Here is a 25,303-nt window from a genome sequence, read left to right as displayed (position 1 = left end):
TTCAGTCGATCCGAGATGCTGCTTGCGCGTCCGGGACGCGGCGGTGTAGGGCCGACCCTCCCCAAGAAGGGGAGGGAACCTGTTGCGCTTACGTCCGTCTTATTTCGCCGGCTTGTACCAGCCGTCGAGGCCCTTCTGCAGCTTCTCGGCAGCAACCTCAGGCGTATCGGTGCCGTTGATCACGTTGGCCGATTCGACCCAGGTTTCGTTTTCGAGGTTCGGCGTGCCGCGCGACAGGATCTGGTAGGTCGAGCGGATCGTCGGCTTGCACTTTTCGCGCCAGGAGACGAATTCCTGGGCGAGCGGATCCGCCATCTTCACCGGGGTCGAGTTCAGGCTGAAGAAGCCCGGCAGCGCGTTGGCGTAGATCTCGGCGAATTCCGGCGAGGAGATCCAGGTCAGAAGCTTCTTGGCTTCTTCCGCATGCGCGCTCTTGGCGTTCAGGCCGACGCCGATGTCGTTGTGGTCCGAGATGTAGCAGGTGTCGCCGGCGTTCTTAACCGGCGGCGGGAATGCGCCCATCTTGAACTGGGCCTGCGTGTTGAACAGGCCGATTTCCCACGAGCCGGCCGGGTAGATCGCTGCACGGCCGAGCGTGAAGAGGTTCTGGCTGTCCGGGTAGGTCTGGGCTTCGAAGCCGTCGCCGAGATAGTCCTTCCACTTGGCCAGCACCTTGTAGGGCTCGACCCAAGCTGCGTCGGTCAGCTTTTCTTCGCCCTTGATCAGCTTGGCGCGGCCTTCTTCGCCCTTCCAGTAGGTCGGGCCGATGTTCTGGTAGCCCATGGTGGCGGCTTCCCAGAGGTCCTTGGTGCCCATCGCCATCGGGATGTAGTTGCCGTCGGCCTTGATCTTGTCGAGAGCCGCGAAGAACTCGGCTTCCGTCGTCGGGATCTGGATGCCGAGCTGGTCGAAGGCGTCCTTGTTGTAGATGAAGCCGTGGATGACCGAGGCCATCGGCACGCAGAAGGTGGCCTTGCCGTCGTCCGTGGTCCATGCGGACTTGGCGACCGGCGAGAAGTTCTCCATGCCGGCCAGTCCCGTCAGGTCGGCGAGATGCTTCTTGTTGTAAAGCTCGAGTGAGGCGTCGAACGGACGGCAGGTGATGAGGTCGCCCGCCGAGCCGGCGTCAAGCTTGGCGTTGAGCGCGGCGTTGTATTCGGTCGGCGCGGTCGGGGCGAACTTGACCTTGATGCCCGGGTTCTTGGCTTCGAAGGCCGGGATCAGCTTTTCCTGCCAGATCGCCAGGTCGTCGTTGCGCCAGCTTTCGATGGTCAGCGTCACGTCCTCGGCGTGCGCCAGCCCGGCCGTGCCGAGAATGCTCGAAGCGAGCAGCAGGCCTTTGATTGTCGTACGGGTCATGCAGGTTCTCCCTCTTTATAAGCGCCCTTCGGCGCGGTTTGGATCCCAGATTTTGTTCAGGCCGAGACGATATCGATCGCCTGGCGCAGGTTCTGCCTTGCTTGCTTCAGCGCCGCATCGGCAGCCGCAACGTCTTTCGCGCCCGAGGCGAGAAGGATCGCGACCTTGACCGAGCCGGAGGCGCTGGTGATCAGCCGGCCGGCCTCGGCAGCGCTGATGCCGGTAATGTCGGTGACGATGCGGATCGCACGGCCGTGCAGCTTGATATTGTCGGCGCGCAGGTTGACCATGTGGCCATCGAGCACATGGCCGAGATGAATGCCGACCAGCGTCGAGAACATGTTGAAGGCGATCTTCTGCGCCGTGCCGGCGCCCATGCGGGTCGAACCGGAAACCACTTCCGGCGGCGTCTGCAAGAGGATCGAAACGTCGGCGTCATTGAAGAGCGCGGCACCCGGATTGTTGGCGACGGCGATTACCTTGGCGCCGCGCTTGTGGGCCTCGTCGGCCGCGGCAAGCGCATAGGGGGTGGAACCGCTGGCGGAGACGGAAACGAGACAGTCGCCTGCGCCGATGCCGGCCTTGCGCACATCTTCGCGAGCAAGGTCCATGTCGTCTTCGTAGCCGCCCGCAAGGTCGCCGAGGCTGGCGGTGCCGCCGGCAAGCAAAACGACGATCTGGTCCTGGGGAATGCCGTAGGTGCCGGGCAGTTCGAGTGCATCGGCCATCGCCATCAGGCCGGAACTGCCGGCGCCGGCATAGGCGAGACGCCGTCCGGATGCGAGGGCTTCCGCTGCGATCGATGCGGCAGCCGAGATCGACTCGATTGCCGCGTCGACGGCCTTGGCGGCCGCCTGTTGGCCGGACGCAAGCAGCCGCAGCGCCAGCGCCGGATGCATGAGATCCAGGCCCTTGGCGTTGTCGTGGCGCTCTTCGGTCTTTGCTGACGGCATGGGTCGTATCTCCTCTTGGTCAAATTAATGCCAAAAAAATACCAATTGTCCAGCAGAATTTAAGTTTTGGCGCCTGAAAAAACTAAACAGCTAAATTAGCCCTTAAATTTCAACGTATTGCAACGAAATCGAAACTGCGGGCGGATTCAGGCTTGGTTATTGGTATTTTTTTGGTATCCTCAATGGGCGGAGGTACTCATGACAAACTACCTGATCGGAATCGATGGCGGCGGAACGAGCTGCCGGGCTGCCGTGGCGTCGGCGGATGGGCGCATTCTCGGGCGCGGCAAGGCCGGTGCGGCCAATATCCTGACGGACCCGGAAACTGCGCTTGCCAATATCGGTGAAGCCGCGCGTGCTGCCTTCGTCGAGGCGGGCCTTGATCCTGAGGGCATTGCCGCCGCCAAGGCGATCGTCGGGGTCGCTGGACACAATGTCGGCGACGCCGTGCATTATGTGAAGCGCCGCCTGCCGTTTGCCGCCGCAGACATCGAATCGGATGGCTTGATCGCCCTTCAGGGAGCGCTCGGCAATCGCGACGGCGCGGTCGCCATTCTCGGCACCGGCACCATCTATATCCTGCGCCAGGGCGAAACGGTCAGCTATGTCGGCGGCTGGGGCTTCACCATCGGCGACCATGGCAGCGGTGCGCGCATCGGCCATGCTCTCCTGCAGGAAAGTCTGCTTGCCTTCGACAATATCCATGAAGCTTCCGCCATCACCGATTCCGTCCTCGCCGAGTTCAACAACGATGCGCGCGACGTCGTCGATTTCGCCCGCCTTGCCAAGCCCGGCGAGTTCGGCCGCTACGCGCCGCGCGTTTTCGAAGGGGCCGCATCCGGCGATCCGGTTGCCGTGCGCATCCTGAAAGCCGCGGCGCTCACGGTGGACGAAGCGCTTGACGTCGTCGTCGCAAGGGGCTGCGAGAGATTGTGTCTTCTCGGCGGATTGGCGCCGCTCTATCGCCCCTGGCTCGCCGATCGGCATCAGCCATTGCTCGTCGAGGCCGAAGCCGACGCGCTGACCGGCTCGGTGGCACTCGCCGCCCAACGTTTCGGCACCCAGGCGAGGGCCGGCGCATGACGCACCAGCTCGCTTCCATTCTGCCGCTCGAGGGCCTGCAGTCCGGAGGGTCTGGGCCGCTCTATCTGAAGCTCAGGCAATCGCTCGAAGACGCGATCCAGTCGGGCAAGCTGAACCACGGCGACGCGCTGCCGCCGGAGCGTGACCTTGCCGATTATGCCAATATCAGCCGCGTCACCGTGCGCAAGGCGGTGGACGACCTCGTGCGCGACGGTCTGCTCGTTCGCCGCCACGGCTCCGGCACTTTCGTCGTCAAGCCTGTCTCCAAGGTGCAGCAGTCACTGTCGCGGCTGACCTCGTTCACCGAAGATATGGCGCGCCGTGGCCTCAACACCCATGCGCGCTGGCTGGAGCGCGGCCTGTTTCATCCCTCGCCGGACGAGATGATGGCGCTGGGCCTGCCCGCCGATGCCCTGGTTGCCCGCCTCGGGCGCCTGCGCATCGCCGATGACATGCCGCTCGCGATCGAGCGCGCCAGCATTTCGGCGGAGTTCCTGCCGGACCCGCAGACGGTGACGTCGTCGCTCTACACCGCCCTCGACAAGACCCGGTCCCGTCCGGTTCGCGCCGTGCAGCGCATCTCCGCCTGCAACATCAAGGATCCGGATGCCTCGATGCTCGGCGTCGCCGTCGGTTCGGCCGGCCTTTCCATCGAACGCGTCTCCTATCTCGCATCGGGACGCGTCGTCGAATTCACCCGCTCGCTCTACCGGGGCGATGCCTATGACTTTGTCGCGGAACTGACGCTGTCGGAATCCTGACCGACGGAACCGCCAAGAGAGGAATTGATCATGCAGACCAATATGCGCCGAGAAATCGACGAGATCCCCGATGCCGCCCAGCGTCTGCTGGAGCGCTCCGCCGATCAGCTCAAGGCGGCAGGCGCGGCCCTTCGCGCCAAGGATCCGGCCTTCCTGGTCACGATCGCCCGTGGCTCCTCCGACCATGCGGCGCTGTTCCTCAAATATGCGATCGAGCTGCAGGCCGGCGTGCCCGTCGCCTCGCTCGGCCCGTCGCTCGCCTCGATCTATGGCGCCAAGCTGAAGCTCGGGGGTGCCGCGGCGATCGCGATTTCGCAGTCGGGCAAGAGCCCGGATATCGTCGCCATGGCGCAGGCTGCGACCGATGCCGGCGCCGTCTCGATCGCGCTCACCAACACGCTGCCCTCGCCGATCTCTAAGGCCTGCACCAACCCGCTCGACATCTTGGCCGGCCCGGAACTCGCCGTTGCCGCCACCAAGTCCTACGTCAACTCGATCGTCGCCGGCCTTGCGGTGCTTGGCGAATGGACGGGTGACGCAGCGCTTCAGCGCGCGGTCGCCGACCTGCCGAACCAGTTTGCCAAGGCCGTCAAGCTCGACTGGCAGGCCTTTGCCGACGATCTCGGCGAGGCCGAATCGCTCTATGTGCTTGGCCGCGGCCCGGCGCTGGCGATCGCCAGCGAGGCAGCACTGAAGTTCAAGGAAACCTCCGGCATGCATGCGGAAGCCTATTCGGCGGCCGAAGTGCTGCACGGACCGGTGGCGCTTGTCGGTGCCAAGTTCCCGGTTCTGACGCTTGCCGCCCGCGATGCGGCCGAGACGTCGGTTGCCGGCATTGCCGACGGTATGGCGGAAAAGGGCGCGGTGGTTCATGCTACCTCGAGCCTTGCGGCCAAGGCCAAGCGTCTGCCCTTCGTCGCGACCGGTCACCCGATCACCGACGCGCTGACGCTGATCCTGCCGTTCTACGGCTTCGTCGAGGCCTGGTCGCGTTCGCGCGGTCTCAACCCCGATGCACCGGCAAGCCTCAAGAAGGTAACGGAGACGAGATGAGCGAGAGGAAGGCAATCACCGGCGCCCGCCTGTTCGACGGCGTCGAATGGCACGATGGCTGCGCCCTCGTGATCGAGGCCGGCCGCGTCAAGGCGATCGTGGCCGCTGTGGACGTCCCGACCGATGCCGAAAGGATCGATGCCCACGGCATGCTGCTCGTGCCGGGCTTCATCGACCTGCAGGTCAATGGCGGCGGTGGTGCGCTTCTGAACGAGCAGTCGACCGTCGAGGGCATCCGGCAGATCTGTTCGGCCCATGCCAAGTTCGGCACGACGGCGCTTTTGCCGACGCTGATCACCGACACGCGTGAGGTGCGGACTGCAACGATCAAGGCCGGTCTTGAAGCGAAGGCGCAAAAAGTGCCGGGCTTCCTCGGCCTGCATCTCGAGGGCCCGCATCTCTCGGTCGCCCGCAAAGGTGCTCATGATCCGAAGCTGATCCGCCCGATGGACGATGCCGATCTCGCCGAAATGCTCGATTGCGCCAGGGCGCTTGGCGTCCTGATGGTCACGGTCGCGCCGGAAAACGCCACCAGGGAGCAGGTGCGCACGCTCACGGACGCCGGCGCCGTCGTCAGCCTCGGCCATACGGATGTCGGTTACGAGACCGCGGTCGCCTATGCCAAGGCGGGTGCGCGCACGGTGACGCATCTCTTCAACGCCATGAGCGGCCTTGGCCATCGCGAACCGGGCGTGGTCGGTGCAGCGCTCGCCACCGGCACGCTGCATGCGGGCCTGATCGCCGACGGCTACCATGTCGAGCCGGCGTCGATGGGCGTGGCGCTCCGCGCCAAGGTCGGTCCGGGCCAGATCTTCTTGGTCACCGACGCGATGTCGCCGATCGGAACCGATATGAAGAGCTTCCAGCTCAACGGCCGCGAGATCCTGCGCGAAGGCGGTCGCCTGACGCTTGCCGACGGCACGCTTGCCGGCGCCGACATCGACATGCTGTCCTCGGTCCGCTTCGTGCACGAAAAGCTCGGCCTGCCGGTCGAGGAAGCCCTGCGCATGGCGTCCGCCTACCCGGCCGATGCCATGGGGCTTGCCACGCACAAGGGGCGGCTGAAGCCCGGAACGGACGCCGATTTCGTGTTGCTCACGCCGGATCTCGGTATGGGCTCCACCTGGATCGGCGGCACGCAGGTCTACGCGGCCTGATTGCTGCGCCACTGACGGGACGATTTGACAGGAAGACCCGGAAAGCGCTTCGCTCTCCGGGTCTTTTTTTGGGGGAGGAGAGTTGCCGATCAGCGCGCGCTGCGCGCCGCAAGCTTCGCCTTCATCGTCCGCACCGTCGCCGCATCGGTGCGGCGCCGGTCGGCGGAAACGAAGCCCATCTCCACCAATCGCGGATCCTGAGCCGGCTCACGAACGGAGCAGGAGGAATGAACCTCGCCGACGGTCAACTTGCTTAAAAGGGCGTCGACGGTATCGAGCGTTACGCCGGACCCGGGCATGATCGACAGTCGCCCGGCCGCGCGCTCGAAGATTTCGGCCAGGCGGTCGATCGCTTGCGGTGCGCTCTTTGCGCCGCCTGATGTCAGGATGCGTTCGAAGCCGAGCTCGACCGCCGCCTCCATCGCATCGACAAAATCCGGCACGAGATCGAACGCCCGGTGCAGCGTCATGCCGAGACCTGCCGCATGGCCGGTGAGCTTGGTGAGCATCGACGTGTCGAGGCGGCCATCGGCAAGCGAGGCGCCGAGCACGACGCCTGCCAGACCTGCATCCCGCGCCGCGTCGATATCGCGACGCATGACGTCGAGGTCGGTCGGAGAGAAGACGAAATCGCCGGGCCGCGGCCGGATCATCGCGTAGACCGGCACCGGCGGCGGGCCAGCGAGCGTCATCAGGCCGGGGTTGGGCGTGAGGCCGCCGACGGAAAGGGCGGCGCAAAGCTCGATCCGGTCGGCGCCGCCTTCGATGGCCGCGTAGAGCCCGTCGGCATCGTCGACGCAGACTTCGAGTTTGATGTCGATCATGCCTTGTCTCCCGAAAGTCCGAGCAGTGCCGCACCGATCAGGCCGGGCTCGATCCGGCATTCGCCGCGCACGACCAATGGCCGGTCGAACTGCCGCAGAATCCGGCTACGCACCGCCCTGTCGATCTCGGCGAGCAGCTCCTCGGCATTGGAAAGGCCGCCGCCGACGGGCACGATCGTAGCACCCGTGATGTTGATGACCAGCGCCAAGGGGGAACTGACGAGATCCACCAGCAGGTCGACCGTGCGTTTCGCCTCGGCATCGCCAAGCTTCCAGGCCTCGATGATCTCGTGGCTCGACAGCGTCTTGCCGTGGGCTGTCTGGTGCAGCCGTTCCAGCCCACGGGCGCCGCCGACGGTATCGACGCAGCGCTTCTGGCCGCAGCCGCAGGCATAGGCAGGGATTGCGATCGGCGGATCGCCGGCCTCGGCCGCGATCGCCGGGCCATGGCCCCACTCGCCGGCAAAGCCGCCATCGGCATTGATCAGCCGGCCATCGATGACCAGGCCGCCGCCGACGCCGGTGCCGAGAATGGCGCCGAAGACGATGCGGTGACCACGCCCCGCACCCGCACCGGCCTCGGCCAGCGCAAAACAGTCGGCGTCATTGGCGATCTTGACCGGAAGATGCAGTGCCGCTTCCAGCTCGGCGACCAGTTCGCGACCGTCGATGCAGGGAATGTTGGCGCACTTGATGCGCCGCGTCTCGGGATCGATCACGCCCGTGATCGAGATCGCCACGCAAGCCGGGTGTCCGCCCGCTTCGTCCAGCACCTCTTCGAGCGCCTGCACGAACTGGCGGAAGTCGTTGAGCGGAGTCGCTCGCCGCGGCAGCGGAAAGATCCGGTCACGCGAATGCACGATCGCGCCCTTGATCGCCGAACCGCCGATATCGAAACAGACGATCATGCTTCACCCCGGATGATCGCCTCGGCCGAAAGCGCGACCGAAAGCAGCCGGTCGTCCTGGTGATGCGGGGCCGCCAGCTGGAAACCGACCGGCATTTCCGCAGCGCCGAGCCCGCAGGGAATGGAGATGCCGCAGAAGTCCAGGAAGTTGCCGATCGAGGTGTTGCGCAGTGTTCTTCCGTTGATCTTGAAGAACAGCTCGTCGTCTTCGAGAAGCGGCGCGATCGGCGGGGCGACATGCGGCAGCGTCGGATGGGCGATCAGCTCGTTGGGCTTCAGGCTTTCGACCGTCTCATGGATCAGCTGGTCGCGCGCATCGAGGAGCGCAATGTAGTCGGGCATGGTGATCTTCTCGCCGAGCCGTGTGCGGGCGACGACGCGCGGATCCATCTGATTGGCCTCGGGGCCTGCCAGCCGCTCGCGGTGGAGCGCATAGGCCTCCGCCGTCACCAGGGCACCATGGCGGGCCATTAGCCCGAAGACCGCCGAAAAGGCGGGGAAAGCGCGGCGGCTGACGGTAACGCCCGCCTTTTCGAGCCGCTTGATCGCATCCTCGAAGGCCTCGACCACTTCCGGTTCGGCATCGTCGAAGACCACCGTTTCCGGGATCACCAGGGACACGCCGGAGAGGTCGGCGCGGCGTACGGTCGGGGCCGTCAGGCCGTGCATGGCGGCGTCGATCCAGACCGCGTCCTTTACCGTGTGGCAGAGCGGCCCGAGCGAATCCAGGCTTTCCGCCAGCGGATAGATGCCCTTCATCGCGTAGCGGCCGCGTGTTGCCTTGTAGCCGACGATGCCGGTGAAGGCTGCGGGAATGCGCACGGAGCCGCCGGTGTCGGTGCCGATGGCCGCCGGTACCAGACCCGCCGCGACCGCGACGGCCGAGCCCGACGATGAACCGCCGGGAATGCGCTCGACATCGGTGGCCGCCGGGTTGCGCGGCGTGCCGTAATGCGGGTTGATGCCGAGGCCGGAAAAGGCGAACTCGCTCAAATTGGTGCGGCCGACATTGACCATGCCGGCGGCGGCGACAGCCGCGACGACGGGCGCATCGCTCGTTGCCGGCGCGTTCGACCGAAGCACGGTTGAGCCGGCGGTGGTGATGCTGCCGGCCACGTCGAACAGATCCTTCCAGGCAACCGGCAGACCGTCGAGCAGACCGAGCGAACGCCCGGCCTTGAGGCGTTTCGAGGCGGCCTCGGCATCCCGGGTCGCCCGCTCGGGCGTCAGTTCGACGAAGATGGCGTAGTCTCCGTGCGCGTCGATCGCCGCATAGGTCTGCTTGGCGAGGTCCACCGGATCCAGCTTGCCGCTCTGTACCAGCACGGAAAGGCTGGCGAGTGTCTTTTGTTCTGTCATGTCATCCTCCGCGGACCGCTGCTTTCGGCATCCCGTATGTCTACAATATCGCCGCCCCCGGCGTTTTCCATGCTTCCCTTAGGTGAGGCGTATGAATCTTGCATAAAGACGAGCATCGGCCGGCAATATCTTGTCGCCGGCAGCGCCCCTGCCTACATGCACCATCGAACCTTGGCCCATGCTGGAGAGCGATGATGATCCTGGACGCGGCGCGACTGTCGCTTGCCAACCTGTTTGCGCCCGAGACCCGATCGGTCTTCTGGAAGGTGTTGGGGCTGACGATCCTTGCGCTCGTCGCCCTCTGGTTTGCGGTGCGCGAACTGTTCGTCTGGCTCGCGCTTCCATGGATCGACACGCTGATGCCGGGCACGCCCGTATGGGCCGGCTGGCTGACCTTCGTTCTCGGCATCTTCGCAAGCCTTGGCCTGGCCCTGGCGCTCGCATTGCTTCTGGCTCCGGTCACGGCCCTGATCGCCGGCTTCTTCCTCGACGACGTCGCCGAGGTGATCGAGAGGCGGGACTATCCGAACGAGCCGGCGGGAAGGCCGCTGCCGCTCGGCGAGGCGATCTCCGGATCGCTGAAGTTCCTGGGCGTCGTCATCCTCGGCAACCTGCTCGCGCTCCTCTTGCTGCTCGTACCGGGTGTCAATCTCGTCGCCTTCTTTCTGGTCAACGGTTACCTGCTTGGGCGTGAATTCTTCGAGTTCGCGGCGATGCGCTATCGCGCGCCGGCGGAAGCGCGGCTCTTCCGCGAGAAGCACCGCTCGACCGTGTTTCTCGCCGGGCTGCTGCTCGCAGGCTTCCTGGCGGTGCCCTTCGTCAACCTTTTGACGCCGCTCTTTGCCGCCGGCCTGATGGTGCACCTGCACAAGCGGCTCTCGGCGAAGGATCCCGGGTTTTCACTTGGCGTTGCAGCCAAGGCCTGACAGCCTCTTGCTTGACATAAGGCCGGCTGTGGCCAATCTGCCGGCAAACGGCGCCACGTGCCCATGGAGTTTGCAAGAATGAGCAACACGGACGAACGGATCACCCGGCTCGAGGAGACCGTGGCCCACCAGGCCAAGACCATCGAGGAGCTTTCCGATCAGCTGGCCGAGCAGTGGAAGGTGGTTGAGCAGACGCGCGCCAAGCTTGACCGGCTGACCGAGCGCTTCCTGTCGCTCGAAGAGCAGTCGCTCGACGCGCCAGCGATCACCCGGCCGCCGCATTATTGATTGCGGCGACGGAGCCAGGGCAAGCAAAAAGGCCGCCGGTCCAACGAACCGGCGGCCTTTTTTGTTACGCGCGTGCTGCTCTTAGTAGGGGCAGGACTCGTCGCTCATGTAGTCGTGGACCTGAACCTTGCCGGCAATGATTTCGGCCTTCACCTTCTCCACCGCGTCGAGCATCTCGGGCGTGATCAGCGCCTTGTTGTTGTCGTCGAGCGAGTAGCCGACGCCGTCTTCCTTGAGGCCGAGGTTGGAAATGCCGAATTCGAACTTGTCGTTCTTGGCCGCCGTGAAGGCTTCGTAGACGGCGACGTCGACGCGCTTCAGCATCGAGGTCAGCACCTTGCCCGGCTGCAGGGCGTTCTGGTTGCTATCGACGCCGATGCCGAGCTTGCCCGCATCTGCGGCCGCCTGCAGAACGCCGACGCCGGTGCCGCCGGCTGCGTGGTAGACGACATCCGAGCCCTGGTCGATCTGGGACTTGGCGATTTCGCCGCCCTTGACCGGGTCGTTCCAGGCGTCCGGCGTCGTGCCGGTGTAGGCTTCCAGAACCTTGACGTCAGCGCCCGTCGACTTGGCGCCGCCAACGTAGCCACAGGCGAACTTGTGGATCAGCGGAACGTCCATGCCGCCGACGAAGCTGACGGTCTTCGACTTCGAAGCGAGACCGGCGAGAACGCCGACGAGGTAGGAGCCTTCCTGTTCCTTGAAGACGACCGATTTGACGTTCGGCTTCTCGACGACCATGTCGATGATCGCGAACTTGATATCCGGGTATTCCGGCGCGATCTTTTCGAGCGAAGCCGCCCAGTTGAAGCCGGCCATGACGATCGGGCTGTTGCCGTCGCTGGCAAAGCGACGCAGCGCCTGTTCACGCTGGGCATCGTTGGCGATTTCGAACTCGCGGTATTCGACGCCCGATTCCGTCTTGAACTTCTCGGCGCCGTTAAAGGCAGCCTCGTTGAAGGATTTGTCGAACTTGCCGCCGAGATCGTAGATGATCGCCGGCTTGATGTCGGCGGCCAGTGCCGTCGCGGACATCATCGAAAAGGCAAAGAGACCGAGAATTGTTTTTTTCATCGTGCAGCCCTGTTGTCGCTATTGATCTTATTGGGTCCTCCCGCCGACTTCCTGACGGAAGCCTGTCTGCGGAACCCACCCCCTTCTCCTTGGGGCTAGGGTGGCGCATCCTTGCACGGTCACGGCAAAAAAACACTCAAAATTTTTCAGATGGTAAAAATTGAAGCCACGGATACCGGCACCCGTAAGGCACCGGTTCTGTTGCATTTTTTAGGATCCTGGAAAGGCGTCCCGGCCGGTCCGGCGCGGCCTCAGGGTTGTGGGTATCGCGACCGCACGCGGGATACCACCCGCGGGGTATGCGTCTAGTGGCCGATCGGGCAGCTGACGCCGGTGCCCCGCAGGCCGCAATAGCCGCTGGGGTTCTTCGCCAGATATTGCTGGTGGTAGTCCTCGGCGAAATAGAACGGTCCGGCCTTGCCGATCTCGGTGGTGATCCTGCCGCCATGATTGGCGTGCTTCAGCGCCGTCTGGAACGTGGTTCGCGCGGCCCTGGCTTCCGCCAGCTGTTCGTCGTCATAGGCGTAGATCGCCGAGCGGTAGGTGGTACCGATATCGTTGCCCTGGCGCATGCCCTGCGTCGGATCGTGTTCCTCGAAGAAAGTCCGGAGCAGGCTCGCGAGCATCACTTTACCGGGATCATAGACCACCAGCACCACTTCGGCATGGCCGGTAAGCCCGGTCGTCGTTTCCTGGTAGGTCGGGTTGGGCGTCAGCCCGCCGGCATAGCCGACCGCCGTGACGTAGACACCGGGGATGTTCCATAAAAGCCGTTCGGCGCCCCAGAAGCAGCCCATGCCCAAAAGGATGCTCTTGGTGCCATCGGGGTAGGGGCCTTTCAATGGCCGGCCGGAAACGAAATGCGTCTCGGCCGTCGGGATCGCCGCGTCGCGGCCCGGCAGCGCGGTCTGCGCGTCGGGCATGATAGTCTTCTTGTTGAACATGTCGATCAGGAACATCAGCAAACTCCTTTCGATGCGAAGGCGGCCCGTGACGGTCAGGCGGCGAAGCGTCCGGCCGCCGGCCGTTTCTTGTAGCCGGTCATCCAAAGCACGAGCGCAATCAGCGCCAGCACGGCGAAAGCCGGTTGCTGCAGCAGCCAATGCAGAATTCCGTGCCAGATTGTCGGTGCCGTGTCGGAGCGTTGCGCAAACTGGACCCAGCTTGCCGTGTCGGCGCCAAGCGCCTCCAGATCGTCGCCGAGCGACGTCATGACCAGCTCCGATGCGGCGACCGACTGGATCGCGTCGACGGCGCCGGCAAGCACGGCGGCAAACAACACGACGGCGCTCGCCAGCCTCAATAGAAATCGCATCGGACTGCATTCCCTTCCATTCACTGGTTGGCGCCCGTCATCAGCTTGGCGCGTCGCCCTGCCGCATCTTCTCCGATCGCCCGTGCTTCGGACAAGGCCCGGCAAGGAAAATATGCGACAACCTGTGCACGCCGGGGGAGATGCCTGAGACTGGCCGGGCGCAACGGACAGGTCCTGGCCCAAGAGATAATCGCCTTGCCCGGCATGCACAACGGGAACCGGGAACCCGCTCGTCTCACAAGATGTCAATAATCTGTCAGAAAGCAGTTGATCCCGGGCAAATCATCGGTATATAGACGCGCGTCCGCCGGTTCTCAGCCGGCTGACGCCGAAGGGCCCCGCCCTTCCCATCCAGCCGGATTGACCATCGGCTGCTGACGGATGGACAGGTGGCCGAGTGGTTGAAGGCGCACGCCTGGAACGCGTGTATACGTGAAAGCGTATCGAGGGTTCGAATCCCTCTCTGTCCGCCATTTCTCCAAACCGGCATTGATCTCCTGCATCGCGAGTGGGAAACGTGCTGGAAGCATCGCCCTACGATACGATGACGAACACTTGGCGCCATGCCGCCTCGATAAGCTGCACACACTCGCCGTCGGCCCGCATCCTTTTGCGCTAGTGACGGCGCGAATCGTCTCAGTGTATCCGGCTCCGGGGGGGGCTGCGATTCGAAGACCGAGATTGTCGCAGGTCATCGGGATTTGCTCCATAGTTTGCCTAAAGCGCGGGATTTGGATTATTAGGAGAATCCTAGCGATTGCACGGAAGTATAGGATGGTTTAACAATTATTTCAGGAATTTTAGTACGTCCAATACTAGTTATAATCTAGATTTTCTATGCGTCCACAAGATGAAGTATTTGTGTATTCTTCGGTTGAAGATCCTGAATGGATTGACAACAGCTATCAAGCAATTGTTTGCCGAGTGAAATTTGATAACCACCCTACAGCACAAGATTTCCTGGCAACGCCTTTCGACGAGATGCCGCACGGCAGAGAGATATTTGAACGGTGCAAGCGCGGAGACTTTGGCTGGATAATGCCCGCTTCCCCGGAAAGAATACGTCGCCTGCCGCGCTCCGAGAACGGATTGACGCAGCACGTTGTTGGGGACCTCCATTCCAACTGCTCCAAACTTATATAGCGCGGCACAATCGCGAAAATCGAAGCGGCTCCGAGACTGGTGTAGTTATCGCTTTCGCGAGCATCTTGGACCACGTACTGAAGCGATTGCACGCGCAAAACGGGACGACATCTGACATGAGTTTTGCCAATCGGATTGCTTTGGCAAAACGCAACACAATCATCAGTGATGACGAATTCAATCATTTAACTTTGGTTCGCAGTATCCGAAACGCATTTGGGCATGAACATGACGTTTCGCTTGCGAATGAACCGCAAAAGTCACAATGCGAAAAGCTTTACGCTGATGTCATCGGCGATGGCGCTACTTATCCGCTACGCCGGCAGTTTTCATCAGCTTGTGCCGAGATCATGGGAAATTTACTTCCGCGCCTCAATTCATCATTCTAGCAAGACATGGCGGTAAGTGTCCAACCCACGAAACGGGCCGGAGTTCCGTGAGAGTAGCAAGCGTATCAATAGATTTGTTTGAAAGCGTCGATTGGGCTCGCCTGGCTTGAGTTGCGCGGCCGGCTCTTTGGCGATCGAAGGCCGGTTCTCCGCCAGGTGTTGACGTTTCCGCGCTATCTGGCGACCTTCGTTGGTATCGGTAGCCGTTGGATCTCGGCAGGTTTTCCCTGGCCGGCGTGGCACCGGCTCCGACCATCGCGCGGGGGGGGTCTGGTTGCGACCTGGGGAGGGCAGCATGAGTTTGGCGAGCGACGCGCGTTTCTGGGACCGGACGTCGCGGCGATACGCCAAGGGAACGATTGCGGACCCGGCGGGCTATGAGCACACGCTTGACCGAACCCGCGCCCTGCTTCTGCCCGATGACCGGGTGCTCGAACTCGGTTGCGGCACCGGAACGACTGCGTTTCGGCTGGCGGGCGATGTGCGCGACTATCTTGCGACCGACTTTTCAGCCGAGATGATCGCCATTGCAAGGGAGAGGTATGCCGTCGACCTGGTCCCGAACCTCGCCTTCCGCACGGCCACGGCAGAAACGCTTGCGGCCGAACGCGGGCAGTTCGATGCGGTCCTCGGCTTCAACTATCTGCATCTCGTGCGCGACCTTGCGACCACGCTCGACAGCATCCACACCCTGCTTGCGTCGAGGGGGCTGCTCATCTCCAAGACGCCCTGCGTCGGAGACATGAATCCGTTGATCCGGCTGGCCTTGTTGCCGGCGATGCGCGCAATCGGATTGGCGCCCTATGCGGGAACCTTCAGCGCGGCTGAGCTGAGCAGGCACATAGCGGCCGCCGGCTTCGAAATTCTTTCCGCGGAAAATCACGCGTCGAAGAGCAACGACAACCGCCCCTATATCGTCGCCCGCAAGCGCTGAGGCTGAAGGCCAGGGGGCTCGCGCACCGCCCTGGCCTTGACGCGTCCTAGACCCGCTCTGCCGGCTCGGCTGCGTGTGCCCGATGCAGCAGATCCAGAAACGTGTTGGCTTGCGGGATTGCGGTCGAGCCGATGGCGCTGACGGCGATGCCCGGTGTCCAGGAATTCAGCACCGCGGCGCCGGAGAGCTCCTTGAGCCGGTCGAGCGTGATTTCTTCGTGCCGCTGGGGAACGCCGAGGCGCTCCAGTTGCCGCTGGATCGTGCCCATCATCGTGCCGGTCAGCATCTCGGCCTTGGGCCAGATGACGGTTTCGCCATCCCAGAAGGCGAGATTCCAGATCGTCGCCTCGCTGAAATGCCCCCGCCGGTCGATGAAGGCGGCATCGTCGAAGCCCTGCCTGATCGCCTGATGCAGATAATAGGTCTTGCCGGATTCGCCGACGTGCTTGATGGCCGCGAGCGGGCGTTCGTGCGCCACGACGGTGAGCCGCAAGGGACCCTTCGGCCCATTGGAGGGCGGGCTGCTGCGCACGAGAACCGAGAGGTCTCCCTGCATGCTGTTGGCGGTAAATTCGCCGTCCGGCGAAAACACCGTGACGGTCAGGGACTGGTCCGCCGGGCCTGCGTCTACGGCGGCCCTGATGCGGGCGCGCAGGGTTTCGTCCGGTAAGGCGCGGCCGAAGAATTCGATCGAAGCGCCGTGCAGGCGCTGGAGGTGCAGGTCCAGGCCTTTGATCCTGCGGTCCCTGACCTGGATCGCCGTGAAGTGCGCGAAGCCGGCGAAGGCGAGCGCTGTCATCTCTGCCGCGTCGGCCGGGCGGCCGTCGATTGCTGCCGGATAGTGGGTGGTTTCGATCGCCATGATCTTGCTCCTGGGTGCGGGTTGCATGAAGGAGCCATAGCTTTAAGGTCTGACAGCGCTGTCAGAGTCAAGGGGGCTTTCAGGGGCGCTTTCAAGGGTGATTGCATGAAGATCGGCGAGCTTTCGAAACGCACCGGCGTCAGCATCCGGATGCTGCGCTACTACGAGGCGGAAGGGTTGTTGAAGCCGGGACGCACCGAGAGTGGCTACCGTGACTATGACATGGCTGAGGTGCGCACGGTCGAGCGCATCAAGCTGCTCGGCGCCGGCGGCATGACCCTTCCGACGATCCTGCAGTTTCTCGCCTGCGTGCGTGGCGAGGGGCCGATCTTCGAGCCTTGTGACGAACTGCGCGTCACCCTGCGCCAGCAGATCCGCCTTGTCGAAGAAAGGACGGAAAAGCTGGCGCAGAACCACAATGTGCTGACGAGCTTTCTGGCCGAGATCGGCGAGGGCTGAGCCGCGACAGGATCGATACGAGCGCGAGGCCGCCGATCACCGAGACGTGCTCCAGCGCCACGGCCATGTCGCGGAAGGCCTCTTCGCCCTGCTTCAGCCAGAACGAATGGCGACCGGGATGGTGCGTTGCCTGGCGGCACAGGACCGATCAAATAGTTAGCTGTTGCGCTAAGTGTTCGAGCGTGATACTTAGCCTTATGGAACAGTATTCAGACCGATTGGACGTGATCTTTCAGGCGCTCGCCGATCCGACCCGGCGCGCGGTACTTTCGCGGCTTGGCCGCGGTCCGGCGAGCATCAGCGATCTCGCCAGACCCTTCGACATGGCCCTGCCGTCCTTCATGAAGCACATTCACTTCCTCGAAGGCAGCGGGCTCATCCGCACGCACAAGCAGGGCCGAGTACGCACCTGCGCCATCGAGAAGGCGCAATTCGCCGCGGTCGAGACCTGGCTTTCGGCGCAGCGCGCGCTCTGGGAGGGTCGTGCCGACCGGCTGGAAAAGTTCGTCACTGAACACGAGGAGGAATGACATGACCCGCTCTCCTGATCCTGAACTCGACCTGACGATGGCGCGCATCATCAAAGCGCCGCGCGCGACCGTCTGGCGCGCCTGGAGTGACCCCACGCGGCTCGAGCAATGGTGGGTTCCTGAGCCGGCAAGATGCAAGGTGGTCGACATGGACCTGAGGCCCGGCGGCAGTTTCGTGACGCGGATCAGTGAAGGCGGCGGCGATTTCGTGCCGCATATCGATGCCTGTTTCCTCGCGGTCGACGACCTCTCGCGCATCGTTTTCACCGACACGCTCGTTGCCGGCTGGCGGCCGGCGGAGAACGCCTTCATGACGGCGATCATCACACTCAGCGATCATCCGGTCGGTACTGAGTACGCCGCCCATGTGATGCACCGGAGCGGCGCGGATAAAAGGATGCACGAGGAGATGGGTTTCCACGACGGCTGGGGGACGGTCGCCGAGCAACTGGCCCGGTTCGTCGAGCAATCTCACTGAGGAGACGATCCCATGCGCGATATCGTGCTGCAGATGATGACGACACTGAATGGCCGCCTCGACGATCCGCTTGCCTGGATGGGGACTGTCGTCGAGGAGCAATACCGGGCGATCGACCGCCTTTACGCCGGCTACGACACGGTTCTGGTCGGCCGCACCACCTATGAGGAAATGGTCGGCTACTGGCCCGGCGCACTCGACGACGAGGCGGGCGGCGAGACCAATCGCGCCATGGCCAAGCGCATGCGCGACTACCGCAAGATCGTCTTTTCCCGCACCGACGAGCAGGCGATCAGCCCCTGGCACAATGCCGAGCGGGCAGTGGTTCCGGATGACGTGGCGCTCTCGCGCTACCTGAGCGACCTGAAGGCTGAGCCCGGCCGGGATATCCATCTGTCGGGCGGCGCGAGCCTGGCGCAGACGGTGATCGGCCTCGGCCTCGTCGACCGCTACCACTTCTTCGTCTACCCGGTCGTCTCGCCGGGCGAACCATGGTTCGCCCGGCTGCGCGACAAGAACGAGCTGCAGCTGATCGGCAGCGAGCGATACGACAACGGCGTCGTCGGTCTTCACTACGCGACGGTGCGCGACGCGAAGTCGGCACGACCGAAGAGTTTCTCGGAGCTCATTGCCTAAAAGCAATTCCAGGGAAAGTGCGAAGCGGTTTTCCGTCCGGAGTTGCGGCCTAAGAGACTAATTCCAGGAAAAGTGCGAAGCGGTTTTCCGTCCGGAGTTGCGGCCTAAGAGACTAATTCCAGGAAAAGTGCGAAGCGGTTTTCCGTCCGGAATTGCGGCCTAAGAGACCAATTCCAGGAAAAGTGCGAAGCGGTTTTCCGTCCGGAATTGCGGCTTAAGAGACTAATTCCAGGAAAAGTGCGAAGCGGTTTTCCGTCCGGAATTGCGCTAGCCTTAAGATCACTCCCCGTTTTGCAGAGCGGTGAGCAGCCGGTCGTAGGTCGGCGCCAGCAGGCGCAGGCTTTCGGCCGCCTCGGCATCCCTGCGCAGGACCAGCGGGTACTGCAGTGCGCCGATCAGCCGTGCCTGTTCGCCGGCGATGGCGGCGGATTTGCTAAGGCCCGCCCGCGCCAGGCAGGATGCCGCGTCGCCGGCGCGCCGCGCACCGACGCGAACGGCGAAATGGACGAGGTGAGCCCGCAGGTTCTTGTCGCAATTCTCTTCGATCTGCGCGGCGAGCGCTTCGGCCGCGTCGGCGTTGCCGAGGCTGCCCACCGGCACCAGCCGGTCCGTCGTCATCGAGAGCCAGTGGATTGCCGCCGGCACCGAGGCGCGGATCGCCTCCACCTCGGTCACGTCGGCCACGCGGGAAAATCCCCATCGCATGGTGTAGGGGTCGCCGTAGCTGAGCGTCTCGGCGCCCCAGGCGGTCATAAAATCGACGAGCGGCAGGGAGGCGTAAGGATAGCCTTGCGGGTCGTGCATGAGCACGCGCGTCTCATCGACTGCGAGGACCACGACGTAATGATCGGCCTCGATCGGTCCCGTCATGCCGGGCTGGTGCCGAAGATGCCCCATTTCCACTGGACCGACCCAGACGGGGCTATCCTTCAACGCCGAGCGCAGACGCGAAAGCGCATCCTCGGCATCGCCGCCGCTGCTGACCTGCGACGTCCAGCCGAGTGCCTGAAGCGCGCCGTCGAAACCGGCCTCCGGATCCCAGCCGTAAGGGTCGAAGAACGGTAGCGTGCCGCCGACGAGCTGCATGCCGAAGGGGCTGCCGGTGGCAAGCTCGATGATCGCGGTCGAAGGCGCGGCCTCGCCGAACATCATCGCGAAGGAGTTGGCGTAGCAATAGGGGCCGGAGCCCACATAGGAAAAGTGCTGCATCGGTTGGTCCTTGAGTGATTGGGGCGTGCGGGGGATTTCAGCGCACGATGGGGTAGGCGACATCGAAGCGGGCGCTGCCGCTGCCGGGATAGATTTCGTAGGGGCTGCCGAAGCAGTTGAGATCGTCGCTTTGTTCGAACCAGGTTTCGATCGCGTCATAGACGCGAAGCACGGCCGGAAAGGTCTCGAACGGTTCAGCCACGGCCAGGAACGCTTCGCGTCCCGCCGATTGAAGGCGGATGCGCAGGTCGCCGGAAGGTTCGAGACTGCCGTCATAGCCGATCGCGACCTCGACGAGCCCCTTGCCGTCGTGATTGACCGGCTCGTGGAAGTGCAGCGTCATCGGCCCGTCGTCGCTCTTGCCGGATTGCGCAAGATAGCCGCGGATCTCCGCTTCGGCAGTCTCGGTGAAGGCCTCGAGCGCGTCCACCGTTACGTGGTGCTGCCGATAGACGATCTTCGAAGGCGCGACGTCGCGGACGGCAACGGTCGCAACGAGCGCATCGTCGCCGCCGTCCGATTGCCGGATGATCGCCTCCACCAGTTCGCGCTGATCTTCGAGCCGCTTGCTCTGCACCTCCAGCCAGGCGCGCAGCTCCGTCAGGCGAACGTCGGGCTGTAGATCGATCAGCCGCGCGATCCGGGCGATCGGCAGGCCCAGTTGGCGCAGCCGGGCAATCAGCCGGGCGCGGCTTGCCTGCGCAGCGGCGTAATAGCGGTAGCCGGTTACGGGATCGACATGGGCGGGCACCAGCAGGCCCTGCTCGGCATAGAGCCTCAGCGCCTTTGGGGACAGTCTTGTGGCGGCGCCGAAGCGGCCGGCGAGGAAATAGGAATCGGTCATGAATTCAGTCTGGGGCCTGCCCCAGGGGCGAGGTCAAGAGCCATCTTGCCATCTTTCAGGTTGAAGCCTCCCGGAGCAGGTGACTGCTCCGGGAGGCGCAATGCTATCGCTTTTCGTGCCGGTTGAGAAACGCCAGCGCCACCAGCGTGATCGTCGCCATGCCCAGGCAATAGCCGGCGAGCGGCCATGCTGTGTCTCCTCCCAGCAGGAGCACAGCGCCGGTGCCGACGAGGCTGACGATCAGGCTCTGGATCGAGAAGTAGAGCGCCACGGCCGTCCCGGCGATGGCGTCGAAGGCCTTGAGCGCGCCGTTGGCCGTGATCGAGGCGCTCATGACGATGCCGAAGGCGATCACCCACATCGGCAGCACGAAGCTCTGGAACGACGGAGGCGCCATGGCTTCGCCTGCGGCCAGCAGCAGCCCGCCGAGAATGATCAACGCCATGCCGCGGGCGAGGCATCCGGAGGTTCCGTAGCGGGCGACGAAGACCCTGGCAAAGCGCGTGGCGATGATCATCACGACGGCGGCCGTGGCGAAGGCCAGGCTGAAGCCCAACTGCGAATAGCCGGCGCGATCGATGAGCAGGCGCGGCGCGGTGGAGAAGAACACAAAAAACGTGCCCATCGCCGTGCTGAACCCAAGCGTATAGGTCCAGAAAGCACCACTTTTGAGCATGGGCGTGAAGCTCGGCTTTACCTGCGCCGCAGTAACCGGCCGGGTTTCGGACCAGCGCGGCATTACCTGGCCGAGTGCTGCAAGGCCAAGGATGCCGAGCGCCAGGAAGATCGCCCGCCATCCGAAGGCGCCCGAGATCAGCGCGCCGGCAATCGGCCCGAGTGCCGGCACGAAGGAGAGCATGGCGCTGAAGAGACTGTAGATGGTCACGCCCTCCGGGCGCGCGCCATAGATGTCGCGCACGGTGGCGAAGGTCGCGACCAGAGCGGCCGAGGCGCCGGCCGCCTGGATGAGCCGCAACGCAACGAAGACCGGCGCCGAGGTGGTTGCGGCCAGACCCAGCGACGACAGCGCAAACAGCGTCGCGCCGGCAAGAAGCACCGGTCGACGGCCGAAGCGGTCAGACAGTGGGCCGAACAGCAGCTGACCCAGCCCCAAAAGCAGCATGTAAAGGCTGAGCGTGAGCTGGACGACCGCCGGCGACGTCCCGAGGATTGCCGGCATCTGAGGCACGACGGGCAGGTAGATATCCATGGCGAGCGAGGCCAAAATATCGAAGGGCGCCATCAGCAGCAGGGCTGCCGGCAGCGAATAGGACCAGGTGGGTGAGTTATGATCGGGCATGATGAGACATCCGCGCAAATGGAAAACATTCGGCGGCGAACTGCCACTTCATCAAATCTTGGGACTGTGAGCCGACAGACGCCGCAACAACTTATTCAACCGTTGTTGCGGCTTACCTGGTTGCTGACGTTTCGGTCCTCATCTGCGGCTCCTGTGCCGGCCTTCCGGCGGTAACGCCGGGCCACACCTATACCTCATGGTGGCGTATGTCCTATCATCCAGCCCCCTGCGCGGCAACCATTGCCGTTGCGGTTCAGGGATCGGGCTCGGCCGCACCCGGCTTCACCGACAGCCGGTTCTCGACACTGGCGACGCCGATCACCGACGCTGCCGCATCACCGGCACAGGCGATGTCGGATACCTGCGCCACATGGCCGGAAAGCACCACAATCCCGCCGAGCGCCATCACCGAGATGTCGCGCGTATCGATCATCGCCGCATACTGGATGTAGCGCAGCACCTTGTCGGCAAGTGCATCATCGGTGAGATGCGGGTCATCGTCCCGATGCGCGTAGGTGGGCTTTTCTGTCGGCATGGTTCGTTCCTCATACTGTTGCGGAACGCCTGCGGTCGGTGAATGTTCCTCTCCCTGCACTCCGCTGTTCGCGTGCTTGCGGCGCGGGCACGAACAACGTTATTGCTGGCAGCACCATTCCAGGAGCGGGATGAGGAAAAGAGTTCGTGGTTTTCCGCCCGTTTCCCGCTCTACCTCATGAGAACCGATCGCGATGATCTTCAGCCGATCCGGCTTGAACTCGGCGTGATCCAGGGCCCGCGCATGTCCGACATCTTCCAGAACGTCCTGCCCATCTTCATCCTGATCCTTGCCGGCTGGCTGCTGGTTCGCTTGGGCTATCTGAAACCGGCTGTCGGCGAGGCGCTCGGCGATTTCGTCTTTCGCGTCGCCGTCCCCATTCTGCTGTTTCGAACGATCGCCGAGGCGGATTTCAAGGACGGTTCGCCCTGGCCGCTTTGGGTCGCCTATTTCTCGGGCGTCGCGGTCACCTGGACCCTGGGACACGTGGCGGCAACGTTTCTCTTCGGGCGCGACGCGCGCATGGGGGTTCTCGCCGGCGTGTCCTCCGCCTTCGCCAACACCGTTTTCATCGGCCTGCCGCTCGTCTCGCGCATCGTCGGCGAGGAGGGCATCGTCGCGATCTCGATCCTGCTTTCCGTGCATCTGCCGGTCATGATGATTGCCGGTACTCTCTTGATGGAGCGTGCGGAGCGGCGCGCCGGCGGCAAGCCGGGGCAAAGCCCGCTTCAGCTTCTGGCCGGCGTCGCCCGCAATCTGGTGCGCAATCCGCTGGTGATCGGGCTTGCGTGCGGCGCCGCGTTCCATCTTGTCGGCCAGCCGCTTGGCGGGCCGGTCAAGACCGTCGTCGATCAATTGGCGTCGATGGCAGCACCCGCAGCGCTGATCTCGATCGGCATGGCGCTGGATAAATACGGCCTTGCCGGCAATCTCGGGCTTGCCTCGTTCACAAGTGCGTTGAAGCTCCTTGTCATGCCGGGTGTCGTCTTCGCCAGCTGCCACCTGCTCGGCCTCAACGACAACTGGACGACGGCGCTGGTGCTGACGTCGGCGGTGCCGACGGGCGTCAACGCCTGGCTGATCGCCAATCACTTCAATGTCGGCCACGCGCTGGCGTCCTCGACGATCACGCTGACGACCGCGCTCGGCGTCGTCAGTGTTTCGGTCTGGGCCTATCTGCTGATGTGATTGCCGCCGAATCCGGCAAGCTGTTTCGCCGGACGCGGTGGATCCGCCGCATCGCTTCGTGCGCTGGTAGCTGTCGCCTATTCCCGAATACGAAAAGGCCCGGCGCGAGCCGGGCCTTTTGCATGGGGTCTTTTACGACCGCAGAACTTATTGAGCCGGAGCCGGCTGGCCTTCGGCGGGCTTGGCTTCGGTCGCCGGAGCGGCCTGGCCCTCAGCCGGCTTTGCGCCTTCGGCGCCAGCAGCCGGTGCGGCTTCGGCGGCGGCGCCAGCCGCATCCGGCAACGGAGCCGGAGCGTCGGCCTGCTCGCGCAGCCAGGCGATCAGGTTGGCGCGTTCGTCCGGCTTCTTGACGCCGGCAAAGCCCATGGCGGTGCCCGGAACGTGCTTCTTCGGTGCTTCGATAAAGTAGCTGAGGTGGTCGTAGTCCCAGACGACCTTGCCGCCTTCGGCGAACGTCTTCATGCCTGCCGAGTAGCTGAAGCCCTCATGCGAAGCGATCGGACGGTTGACGAGGCTCCAGAGGTTCGGACCGACTTTGTTTGCGCCGCCCTTGTCGGCGGTGTGACAGCTCGCGCATTTCTTGAACACGGCTTCGCCGGCAGCAGCGTCGGCCGTGAGCAGCAGCGGCTTGATGTCGACTTCGACTTCCGCGGCGCCGCCGGCTCCCGCTTCAGACGTGCCTTCTTCGGCCACGATCGCAAAGCCTTCCTTCTCGGGAGCTTCGGAGTGGAAAATGCCTTCCGACGCAATGGACACGGACATCAGAACGAAGACCGTCCCCAAAAAGGCACCCACGCCCATGTTCACATATGAATTCATCTGCAAACGCTCCCTTTGCCACCGGCGCAAACAAAAACCCGGCCTATCTTGAAATCGCGCGGAACCTATGTCTTTTGGCTCTGCGTTGCAACAGTGATTATCGGCCCCTAACTGAGACTTATTGACACTTTCGGCGGGGTTTTTGAAGGCCAGATCATGAATCGCGAAAATTCAGCAAAAGTCATCGTACTCATTCCGGCGCGCATGGCCTCGACACGCCTGCCCGGAAAGCCGCTCGCTGATATTTGCGGCCTGCCGATGATCGTCCAGGTAGCGACCCGTGCGCAGGAAGCGGACGTCGGACGCGTCGTCGTAGCCGTCGACGACCAAGAGGTCTTCGACGTCGTGCGCGAGGCCGGCTTCGAAGCGATCATGACCCGCATCGACCACCAGTCCGGCTCAGACAGGATCTACGAAGCGCTTACGAAGGCCGATCCGAACGGCGAGGCAGAGATCGTGATCAACGTCCAGGGCGACCTGCCGACGGTCGAGCCGGCCGCGATCCGCGCCGCGCTGAACCCGCTTGAGAACGCTAGCGTTGATATCGCCACGCTGACGGTGGCGATCACCGAAGAGAGCGAAAAGACCAACCCGAACATCGTCAAGGTGGTCGGTTCGCCGCTTTCGGACACGCGCCTGCGCGCGCTTTATTTCACCCGCGCGACCGCGCCTCATGGCGAAGGGCCGCTTTATCACCACATCGGCCTCTACGCCTATCGGCGGCAGGCGCTGGAACGCTTCGTTTCGCTTCAGCCCTCCGTGCTCGAACGGCGCGAATCGCTGGAGCAGCTGCGTGCGCTCGAAGCCGGCATGCGCATCGACGTCGAGATCGTCGATTCGGTTCCACTTGGCGTCGACACACCGGTGGAGCTGGAAAAGGCCCGCCGTATCCTGTCCGCCCGTATCCGCTGATATCAG

At 63.7% G+C, this 25,303-nt stretch carries 28 protein-coding genes and 1 tRNA gene; 15 read left to right on the top strand and 14 right to left on the bottom strand.

The genetic code is table 11. The annotated features are described in order from the left end of the window. Positions 1-99 precede the first annotated feature (99 nt). Together XB14_RS17585 and XB14_RS17580 are read right to left on the bottom strand one after the other, a co-directional pair. Complete coding sequence (locus XB14_RS17585; RefSeq protein WP_077962832.1) at positions 100-1,359, bottom strand: ABC transporter substrate-binding protein; 1,260 nt, start codon at positions 1,357-1,359, stop codon at positions 100-102. 56 nt (positions 1,360-1,415) lie between these two features. Then, positions 1,416-2,312, bottom strand: coding sequence for an N-acetylmuramic acid 6-phosphate etherase (locus tag XB14_RS17580; RefSeq protein WP_077962831.1), 897 nt, complete (start codon positions 2,310-2,312; stop codon positions 1,416-1,418). A gap of 198 nt (positions 2,313-2,510) precedes the next feature. Between XB14_RS17580 and XB14_RS17575 the strand changes: the two genes are divergently transcribed. From XB14_RS17575 to nagA, 4 genes are read left to right on the top strand one after another with little or no spacing between them, the layout of a single operon-like run. Further along, complete coding sequence (locus tag XB14_RS17575) at positions 2,511-3,395, top strand: N-acetylglucosamine kinase (protein ID WP_077962830.1); 885 nt, start codon at positions 2,511-2,513, stop codon at positions 3,393-3,395. After that, entirely contained in the window at positions 3,392-4,156 is a 765-nt protein-coding gene (locus XB14_RS17570; protein WP_043626596.1) for a GntR family transcriptional regulator, read from the top strand. Before XB14_RS17575 ends, XB14_RS17570 begins: the two co-directional genes overlap by 4 nt. Before the next feature lie 30 nt (positions 4,157-4,186). Beyond that, a complete protein-coding gene (locus XB14_RS17565; protein WP_077962829.1) occupies positions 4,187-5,209 on the top strand; it encodes an SIS domain-containing protein in 1,023 nt (340 codons plus the stop codon). Continuing rightward, positions 5,206-6,366 (top strand): N-acetylglucosamine-6-phosphate deacetylase, encoded by a 1,161-nt coding sequence (gene nagA, locus XB14_RS17560; protein ID WP_077962828.1) that lies wholly within the window; start codon positions 5,206-5,208, stop codon positions 6,364-6,366. The genes XB14_RS17565 and nagA overlap by 4 nt, the downstream gene beginning before the upstream one ends. Positions 6,367-6,455: 89 nt before the next feature. On the opposite strand, the gene XB14_RS17555 is transcribed toward nagA, so the two are convergent. Genes XB14_RS17555 through XB14_RS17545 form a run of 3 tightly spaced genes read right to left on the bottom strand, consistent with a single transcriptional unit; the run spans position 6,456 to position 9,456 of the window. Continuing rightward, a complete protein-coding gene (locus tag XB14_RS17555) occupies positions 6,456-7,190 on the bottom strand; it encodes a copper homeostasis protein CutC (protein WP_077962827.1) in 735 nt (244 codons plus the stop codon). Next, positions 7,187-8,098 (bottom strand): ROK family protein, encoded by a 912-nt coding sequence (locus XB14_RS17550; protein ID WP_077962826.1) that lies wholly within the window; start codon positions 8,096-8,098, stop codon positions 7,187-7,189. The genes XB14_RS17555 and XB14_RS17550 overlap by 4 nt, the downstream gene beginning before the upstream one ends. After that, positions 8,095-9,456, bottom strand: a complete 1,362-nt coding sequence (locus XB14_RS17545; protein WP_077962825.1) for an amidase — start codon at positions 9,454-9,456, stop codon at positions 8,095-8,097. Before XB14_RS17545 ends, XB14_RS17550 begins: the two co-directional genes overlap by 4 nt. A gap of 194 nt (positions 9,457-9,650) precedes the next feature. On the opposite strand from XB14_RS17545, the gene XB14_RS17540 reads away from it, so the two are divergent. Continuing rightward, positions 9,651-10,382 (top strand): sulfate transporter family protein, encoded by a 732-nt coding sequence (locus XB14_RS17540; RefSeq protein WP_077962824.1) that lies wholly within the window; start codon positions 9,651-9,653, stop codon positions 10,380-10,382. Between the two features lie 78 nt (positions 10,383-10,460). Next, complete coding sequence (locus XB14_RS17535; protein ID WP_077962823.1) at positions 10,461-10,670, top strand: SlyX family protein; 210 nt, start codon at positions 10,461-10,463, stop codon at positions 10,668-10,670. An 81-nt stretch (positions 10,671-10,751) separates the two neighbouring features. Here the strand turns inward: XB14_RS17535 and XB14_RS17530 are convergent, their stop codons facing one another. From XB14_RS17530 to XB14_RS17520, 3 genes are all read right to left on the bottom strand, one after another. Next, complete coding sequence (locus tag XB14_RS17530; RefSeq protein WP_077962822.1) at positions 10,752-11,744, bottom strand: BMP family lipoprotein; 993 nt, start codon at positions 11,742-11,744, stop codon at positions 10,752-10,754. A 305-nt stretch (positions 11,745-12,049) separates the two neighbouring features. Further along, a complete protein-coding gene (gene msrA / locus XB14_RS17525) occupies positions 12,050-12,703 on the bottom strand; it encodes a peptide-methionine (S)-S-oxide reductase MsrA (protein ID WP_077962821.1) in 654 nt (217 codons plus the stop codon). 38 nt (positions 12,704-12,741) lie between these two features. Next, positions 12,742-13,059, bottom strand: coding sequence for a hypothetical protein (locus XB14_RS17520; RefSeq protein ID WP_077962820.1), 318 nt, complete (start codon positions 13,057-13,059; stop codon positions 12,742-12,744). Positions 13,060-13,442: 383 nt separating this feature from the next. On the opposite strand from XB14_RS17520, the gene XB14_RS17515 reads away from it, so the two are divergent. From XB14_RS17515 to XB14_RS17510, 3 genes are all read left to right on the top strand, one after another. Then, positions 13,443-13,532: transfer RNA gene (locus XB14_RS17515), tRNA-Ser, on the top strand. Positions 13,533-14,318: 786 nt separating this feature from the next. Continuing rightward, positions 14,319-14,591 (top strand): hypothetical protein, encoded by a 273-nt coding sequence (locus tag XB14_RS33945; RefSeq protein WP_143348420.1) that lies wholly within the window; start codon positions 14,319-14,321, stop codon positions 14,589-14,591. A 295-nt stretch (positions 14,592-14,886) separates the two neighbouring features. Next, entirely contained in the window at positions 14,887-15,525 is a 639-nt protein-coding gene (locus tag XB14_RS17510) for a class I SAM-dependent methyltransferase (protein WP_077962819.1), read from the top strand. Positions 15,526-15,571: 46 nt separating this feature from the next. Here the strand turns inward: XB14_RS17510 and XB14_RS17505 are convergent, their stop codons facing one another. Beyond that, complete coding sequence (locus XB14_RS17505; RefSeq protein ID WP_077962818.1) at positions 15,572-16,387, bottom strand: aminotransferase class IV family protein; 816 nt, start codon at positions 16,385-16,387, stop codon at positions 15,572-15,574. 105 nt (positions 16,388-16,492) lie between these two features. Here XB14_RS17505 and XB14_RS17500 point away from each other — a divergent pair, with 105 nt between their 5' ends. The 4 genes from XB14_RS17500 (at position 16,493) to XB14_RS17480 (ending at position 18,490) form a co-directional block, all read left to right on the top strand. Continuing rightward, positions 16,493-16,846, top strand: coding sequence for a MerR family transcriptional regulator (locus tag XB14_RS17500; protein WP_077962817.1), 354 nt, complete (start codon positions 16,493-16,495; stop codon positions 16,844-16,846). A gap of 197 nt (positions 16,847-17,043) precedes the next feature. Next, positions 17,044-17,376 carry an ArsR/SmtB family transcription factor gene (locus XB14_RS17490; RefSeq protein WP_077962816.1) on the top strand — a complete coding sequence of 111 codons (333 nt, stop codon included), beginning with the start codon at positions 17,044-17,046 and terminating at the stop codon, positions 17,374-17,376. Position 17,377: 1 nt separating this feature from the next. Beyond that, positions 17,378-17,854 carry an SRPBCC family protein gene (locus XB14_RS17485; protein WP_077962815.1) on the top strand — a complete coding sequence of 159 codons (477 nt, stop codon included), beginning with the start codon at positions 17,378-17,380 and terminating at the stop codon, positions 17,852-17,854. Positions 17,855-17,866: 12 nt separating this feature from the next. After that, positions 17,867-18,490: a dihydrofolate reductase family protein gene (locus tag XB14_RS17480; RefSeq protein ID WP_077962814.1), complete on the top strand. Its 624-nt coding sequence runs from the start codon at positions 17,867-17,869 to the stop codon at positions 18,488-18,490. A gap of 279 nt (positions 18,491-18,769) precedes the next feature. Here the strand turns inward: XB14_RS17480 and XB14_RS17475 are convergent, their stop codons facing one another. The 4 genes from XB14_RS17475 to XB14_RS17460 form a co-directional block, all read right to left on the bottom strand. Next, entirely contained in the window at positions 18,770-19,699 is a 930-nt protein-coding gene (locus XB14_RS17475) for a hypothetical protein (RefSeq protein WP_077962813.1), read from the bottom strand. A gap of 37 nt (positions 19,700-19,736) precedes the next feature. Next, the gene (locus XB14_RS17470) at positions 19,737-20,543 is read right to left on the bottom strand and encodes a MerR family transcriptional regulator (protein ID WP_077962812.1); all 807 of its coding nucleotides are present in this window, start codon (positions 20,541-20,543) and stop codon (positions 19,737-19,739) included. Positions 20,544-20,646: 103 nt separating this feature from the next. Next, positions 20,647-21,843, bottom strand: a complete 1,197-nt coding sequence (gene cml / locus XB14_RS17465; RefSeq protein WP_077962811.1) for a CmlA/FloR family chloramphenicol efflux MFS transporter — start codon at positions 21,841-21,843, stop codon at positions 20,647-20,649. Positions 21,844-22,096: 253 nt separating this feature from the next. Continuing rightward, positions 22,097-22,378, bottom strand: a complete 282-nt coding sequence (locus XB14_RS17460; RefSeq protein ID WP_077962810.1) for a BON domain-containing protein — start codon at positions 22,376-22,378, stop codon at positions 22,097-22,099. A gap of 243 nt (positions 22,379-22,621) precedes the next feature. On the opposite strand from XB14_RS17460, the gene XB14_RS17455 reads away from it, so the two are divergent. Beyond that, on the top strand, positions 22,622-23,566 hold the full coding sequence (locus XB14_RS17455; protein WP_077962969.1) for an AEC family transporter: 945 nt from the start codon (positions 22,622-22,624) through the stop codon (positions 23,564-23,566). 147 nt (positions 23,567-23,713) lie between these two features. Here the strand turns inward: XB14_RS17455 and XB14_RS17450 are convergent, their stop codons facing one another. After that, positions 23,714-24,385: a c-type cytochrome gene (locus XB14_RS17450; RefSeq protein WP_077962809.1), complete on the bottom strand. Its 672-nt coding sequence runs from the start codon at positions 24,383-24,385 to the stop codon at positions 23,714-23,716. Positions 24,386-24,541: 156 nt separating this feature from the next. On the opposite strand from XB14_RS17450, the gene XB14_RS17445 reads away from it, so the two are divergent. Continuing rightward, positions 24,542-25,297, top strand: coding sequence for a 3-deoxy-manno-octulosonate cytidylyltransferase (locus XB14_RS17445; RefSeq protein ID WP_077962808.1), 756 nt, complete (start codon positions 24,542-24,544; stop codon positions 25,295-25,297). Positions 25,298-25,303: the final 6 nt, after the last annotated feature.

It is taken from the genome of Ensifer adhaerens (genome assembly GCF_002007205.1).
Lineage (GTDB): Bacteria > Pseudomonadota > Alphaproteobacteria > Rhizobiales > Rhizobiaceae > Ensifer > Ensifer adhaerens_D.
This window is presented reverse-complemented; position numbering and strand designations above follow the sequence as displayed.

Coding starts and splice junctions, on each gene's coding strand:
- XB14_RS17585 (WP_077962832.1), bottom strand. CDS start 1,359: ATGACCCGTACGACAATCAAAGGCCTGCTGCTCGCTTCGAGCATTCTC.
- XB14_RS17580 (WP_077962831.1), bottom strand. CDS start 2,312: ATGCCGTCAGCAAAGACCGAAGAGCGCCACGACAACGCCAAGGGCCTG.
- XB14_RS17575 (WP_077962830.1), top strand. CDS start 2,511: ATGACAAACTACCTGATCGGAATCGATGGCGGCGGAACGAGCTGCCGG.
- XB14_RS17570 (WP_043626596.1), top strand. CDS start 3,392: ATGACGCACCAGCTCGCTTCCATTCTGCCGCTCGAGGGCCTGCAGTCC.
- XB14_RS17565 (WP_077962829.1), top strand. CDS start 4,187: ATGCAGACCAATATGCGCCGAGAAATCGACGAGATCCCCGATGCCGCC.
- nagA (WP_077962828.1), top strand. CDS start 5,206: ATGAGCGAGAGGAAGGCAATCACCGGCGCCCGCCTGTTCGACGGCGTC.
- XB14_RS17555 (WP_077962827.1), bottom strand. CDS start 7,190: ATGATCGACATCAAACTCGAAGTCTGCGTCGACGATGCCGACGGGCTC.
- XB14_RS17550 (WP_077962826.1), bottom strand. CDS start 8,098: ATGATCGTCTGTTTCGATATCGGCGGTTCGGCGATCAAGGGCGCGATC.
- XB14_RS17545 (WP_077962825.1), bottom strand. CDS start 9,456: ATGACAGAACAAAAGACACTCGCCAGCCTTTCCGTGCTGGTACAGAGC.
- XB14_RS17540 (WP_077962824.1), top strand. CDS start 9,651: ATGATCCTGGACGCGGCGCGACTGTCGCTTGCCAACCTGTTTGCGCCC.
- XB14_RS17535 (WP_077962823.1), top strand. CDS start 10,461: ATGAGCAACACGGACGAACGGATCACCCGGCTCGAGGAGACCGTGGCC.
- XB14_RS17530 (WP_077962822.1), bottom strand. CDS start 11,744: ATGAAAAAAACAATTCTCGGTCTCTTTGCCTTTTCGATGATGTCCGCG.
- msrA (WP_077962821.1), bottom strand. CDS start 12,703: ATGTTCCTGATCGACATGTTCAACAAGAAGACTATCATGCCCGACGCG.
- XB14_RS17520 (WP_077962820.1), bottom strand. CDS start 13,059: ATGCGATTTCTATTGAGGCTGGCGAGCGCCGTCGTGTTGTTTGCCGCC.
- XB14_RS33945 (WP_143348420.1), top strand. CDS start 14,319: ATGAGTTTTGCCAATCGGATTGCTTTGGCAAAACGCAACACAATCATC.
- XB14_RS17510 (WP_077962819.1), top strand. CDS start 14,887: ATGAGTTTGGCGAGCGACGCGCGTTTCTGGGACCGGACGTCGCGGCGA.
- XB14_RS17505 (WP_077962818.1), bottom strand. CDS start 16,387: ATGGCGATCGAAACCACCCACTATCCGGCAGCAATCGACGGCCGCCCG.
- XB14_RS17500 (WP_077962817.1), top strand. CDS start 16,493: ATGAAGATCGGCGAGCTTTCGAAACGCACCGGCGTCAGCATCCGGATG.
- XB14_RS17490 (WP_077962816.1), top strand. CDS start 17,044: ATGGAACAGTATTCAGACCGATTGGACGTGATCTTTCAGGCGCTCGCC.
- XB14_RS17485 (WP_077962815.1), top strand. CDS start 17,378: ATGACCCGCTCTCCTGATCCTGAACTCGACCTGACGATGGCGCGCATC.
- XB14_RS17480 (WP_077962814.1), top strand. CDS start 17,867: ATGCGCGATATCGTGCTGCAGATGATGACGACACTGAATGGCCGCCTC.
- XB14_RS17475 (WP_077962813.1), bottom strand. CDS start 19,699: ATGCAGCACTTTTCCTATGTGGGCTCCGGCCCCTATTGCTACGCCAAC.
- XB14_RS17470 (WP_077962812.1), bottom strand. CDS start 20,543: ATGACCGATTCCTATTTCCTCGCCGGCCGCTTCGGCGCCGCCACAAGA.
- cml (WP_077962811.1), bottom strand. CDS start 21,843: ATGCCCGATCATAACTCACCCACCTGGTCCTATTCGCTGCCGGCAGCC.
- XB14_RS17460 (WP_077962810.1), bottom strand. CDS start 22,378: ATGCCGACAGAAAAGCCCACCTACGCGCATCGGGACGATGACCCGCAT.
- XB14_RS17455 (WP_077962969.1), top strand. CDS start 22,622: ATGTCCGACATCTTCCAGAACGTCCTGCCCATCTTCATCCTGATCCTT.
- XB14_RS17450 (WP_077962809.1), bottom strand. CDS start 24,385: ATGAATTCATATGTGAACATGGGCGTGGGTGCCTTTTTGGGGACGGTC.
- XB14_RS17445 (WP_077962808.1), top strand. CDS start 24,542: ATGAATCGCGAAAATTCAGCAAAAGTCATCGTACTCATTCCGGCGCGC.